General features: G+C 42.0%; 2 protein-coding genes. Both read right to left on the reverse strand.

Translation table 11 applies throughout. The features are described 5' to 3' along the window. Positions 1-154: CinA family protein (locus ACFIK8_RS12005; protein WP_375669557.1), on the reverse strand; the 154-nt coding region annotated here is incomplete at its 3' end. Then, positions 151-286 (reverse strand): 2-C-methyl-D-erythritol 2,4-cyclodiphosphate synthase (locus tag ACFIK8_RS12010; RefSeq protein ID WP_375669558.1); only part of this gene is annotated, 136 nt, incomplete at its 5' end. The genes ACFIK8_RS12010 and ACFIK8_RS12005, both read right to left, overlap by 4 nt.

The raw sequence follows: 286 nt of genomic DNA on the forward strand, positions 1-286 counted from the left end.
ATCCACAATCAAGTACATCGGATGATCCCGCAATATGAGTGAGATTTGCAGCAATGAGTCCCCCTGTACAAGATTCAACGGTTGTTAAAAGCAAACCTTTTTTGCGACAAGCTGTAAGAACTGCATGTGCTTGCTTTTCACAAAAAGATGTCATTTGGGAATTTCTCCTGGATAAAGGACAGTGGCCGTTGCAAGAGCAGCAATACCTTCTTCACGACCAATAAATCCGAGTTCTTCATTTGTTGTTGCTTTAATGGAGATCCGATCGAGTGAGAGTGAGAGTATA

The organism is Bartonella sp. MR168JLCBS, from assembly GCF_042194175.1.